This window comes from Streptomyces otsuchiensis, assembly GCF_004305975.1.
Lineage (GTDB): Bacteria > Actinomycetota > Actinomycetes > Streptomycetales > Streptomycetaceae > Streptomyces > Streptomyces otsuchiensis.
In genome coordinates, this window is record NZ_BHZI01000439.1 from 1 (window position 1) to 2,835 (window position 2,835).

The 2,835-nt window shown below is 75.5% G+C and carries 3 protein-coding genes; 1 reads left to right on the forward strand and 2 read right to left on the reverse strand.

The window, feature by feature from the left end:
* Positions 1 to 147: 147 nt before the first annotated feature.
* Together E0D90_RS24815 and E0D90_RS24820 are read right to left on the reverse strand one after the other, a co-directional pair.
* The gene (locus E0D90_RS24815; RefSeq protein WP_130800170.1) at positions 148 to 1,002 is read right to left on the reverse strand and encodes a PHP domain-containing protein; all 855 of its coding nucleotides are present in this window, start codon (positions 1,000 to 1,002) and stop codon (positions 148 to 150) included.
* A 193-nt stretch (positions 1,003 to 1,195) separates the two neighbouring features.
* A complete protein-coding gene (locus E0D90_RS24820) occupies positions 1,196 to 1,834 on the reverse strand; it encodes a DUF6758 family protein (protein WP_130800171.1) in 639 nt (212 codons plus the stop codon).
* Positions 1,835 to 2,122: 288 nt separating this feature from the next.
* Here E0D90_RS24820 and E0D90_RS24825 point away from each other — a divergent pair, with 288 nt between their 5' ends.
* The gene (locus E0D90_RS24825) at positions 2,123 to 2,710 is read left to right on the forward strand and encodes a suppressor of fused domain protein (protein ID WP_130800172.1); all 588 of its coding nucleotides are present in this window, start codon (positions 2,123 to 2,125) and stop codon (positions 2,708 to 2,710) included.
* Positions 2,711 to 2,835: the final 125 nt, after the last annotated feature.

Below are 2,835 nucleotides of genomic sequence, written 5' to 3' on the forward strand. Positions count from 1 at the left end.
GAGGGGAGCGGGGCCGGGTGAGGCTGACCGGGTCCGGCGGCCCGGGCCGTCCGGTCCGCCGGTCGCGTTCGTGCGGGCGTCACGTCGGGGGCCGTCGGGGCGACGGTCCCCGCCGGTGACTCTCAGCCGTCCACGGTGGCCTCGGCCTCAGCCGTCGGCGGTCAGCGGGCGGGCGCCCGAGCCACGCGCGGCGATCTCGGCGTACACCTCCGGCGCCGTGGTGTACGCGCCGAGCCGCGCCGCCTTGCGGCTGCCGTGGTAGTCGCTGGACCCGGTCGGCAGCAGCTCCAGCTCCTTGGCGAGCGAGCGCAGCCGGTCGCGGGTGGCGTCGTCGTGGTCGAGGTGGTCGACCTCGATGCCGTCCAGACCGGCCGCCGCGAGCTCGGCGATGGCTTCCGGCGGGACCACCGGGCCGCGGGAGGAGGCGAGCGGATGCGCGAACACCGCCACCCCGCCGGCGGCGTGGATCAGTCCGATCGCGGTGGCCGCGTCCAGCTCGTGCTTGCCGGAGTGCGCCCGGCCGCCGTCCCCGATCCACTCCGGGGTGAAGGCGTCCGAGACGGTCCGCACCACTCCTGCCTCGACCATCGCCGCGGCGATGTGTGGCCGGCCGATGGTGCCGTCGGGGCCCGCCAGCTCACGCACCCGGTCGAACTGCACGTCCACGCCCAGCCCCCGTAGCAGTTCCACCATCCGGCGGGCGCGCGGTACCCGGTCGTCCCTCAGCAGCTCCCGCTCACGGGCCAGTTCGGGCTCGTCGGGGTCGAAGAGGTAGCCCAGCATGTGCAGACTCACCTCGCCGAGGCGGCAGGAGAACTCGGCGCCGGTGACCAGCGTGAGCCCGGGCGGCAGCGCGGCGCGGGCCTCCGCGTAGCCCGCCACGGTGTCGTGGTCGGTGAGCGCCACCACGTCCAGACCGGCCGCCGCGGCGGCACGCACCAGCTCGGCGGGGGAGTCGGTACCGTCCGACGCCGTGGAATGGGTGTGCAGATCGATGCGCACGTCGGCACTCTCCCTCACGGGTCGGGCGGATCAGCGGGTCGGGCGGACCAGCGGGTTCGGCGGGTTCCTCGGGCCGGAGGCGGCGGTCGGGCCGCCCGGCCGGCGACCAGGATAGCCGGGGCGCTCCGCGCGCCACCGGCCCGTCCACCGGCCGCCGTCCGGGGTGAGGTGCGGCGCGCGGCGCGGTGGCCGGTCAGGCCAGGAGCCTGGGCGACAGCGCCCCGCAGGGGATGAGATCTATCTCCGCCCCGGCCTCACGCAGATCGGTGAGGACCAGTTCCTCGTAGAACAGCAGCCCGGACTCGGCCGGCCAGCTCACCGCCCACAGCCACAGGCCGCGTGCCTCCCCGGCGAAGACCGCCCGGTCGGAGGGGACACCCGTCACGTTCCAGAGCGGTGTGGGGCGCCCGGCCGCCATGATCCTGGCGTGCGGCGGCTTCTCGATGTCCATCCCGGGCGTCGGGTCGGGGGCCTCCAGACCGGCGTAACCGGCGCCGAGGCCGACTCCCGGTTCCTCGGCCACCAGGATCAGTTCACCGGTGCCGCCGAGCGGTGCCGGGCCCGAGCACGCGACGGCGGTGGCGCGGCCGCCGCTGCGGTCGTCGCCCGCGCAGGCCACTCCGGTGAACAGCCAGCCGACCGGCAGGGGCCAGGGCATCCAGACCGGGACCTGGGTGCGGTCGAGCACCACGGCCAGCGACTCGATGCTGGGCGGGAGTACCGGTTGCAGTGGATGGACAGCGCCGTGCCCGGCACACTGCCAAGTGTCGGCGAAGAGACCGGGCGCCCTCACCCGGCCACCGCACTTCGGGCAACTGGGTTCGCCCCTCATGGTGAACAACGGTCCCCGGGGAGCGCGCCCCCGTCAAGCAGACGCACCAGGCCAGTGCTGTCCGATTCTCGTCCGTCACCGATCCGGCCGCTCGGGTCACCGCTGGCCGACCCCGCAGGTCACAGCCGTCCCACCGGCCCCGCGACGCTCATTCACTCCCTGAACGCGCCGGGCGCGCGCCCAGCGCGTTCGGGGTCGGACCGCGCCTCGGTTCATCCCCCGCCGCCGCTCCGACGGCGACCCCCTCCCTGCCGGCGGACCACGGCGCCCGGCCCGTAGGGTCGTCGCGTGGAGACACGCAGCCTGGTGGAGACCGCCCTGACCGACGCCTTCGGGGAACCCGACGCCCGTGCCTCGGTGACCTTCCTCGGCACCGACCGGATCGAGGTCCTGCGCTTCGCGGACCCCGGACCGCGCCCGCTGGTCCGGTACGCGACCCTCGGGATGTCCGCCGCCCCGATGACCGACCCCGCCGCCGTACTCGCCGACCCCGAACTCGGCCCGCGCGCCGAACTGTTGCTGAGCGTGCAGCCGAAGGCCGGTCTCCCCCTGGACCAGGTGCTGCGCGCACTCGCGGTGTTCGCCGCCAGCCCCCAGGTGGAGGGACTGGTCGTGGCGCCCGGCGCCTCGCTGGACCTCGGTGAAGCGCTGTGGCCCGGCGCGCCGTTCACCTCCGTGCTGGTCGCCGAACCGGGCGGTCTCGTCCCCGACGTCGCCCTCCCCGAGCCCCGGGACCCGGTGCGTTTTCTGCCGCTGCTGCCGATGACCCCCAATGAGGCCGCCTGGAAGCGTGCCCGGGGAGCCGAGGCGCTCCATGAGCGCTGGCTGCACGCCGAGACCGACCTGCGCGCCCCCACCCGCCGCTCCGTGGCCTGAGCCTCCCCGCCCGGCGCGCCCACAGCCACCGCTGGGAGTACCGGATGCGTACAGCTCACGGTGGTGCTGCCCGGCGGGCCGGAACCACTCGACGCGTGACCGGCTCCGCAGGGGCGGGCGGCGCC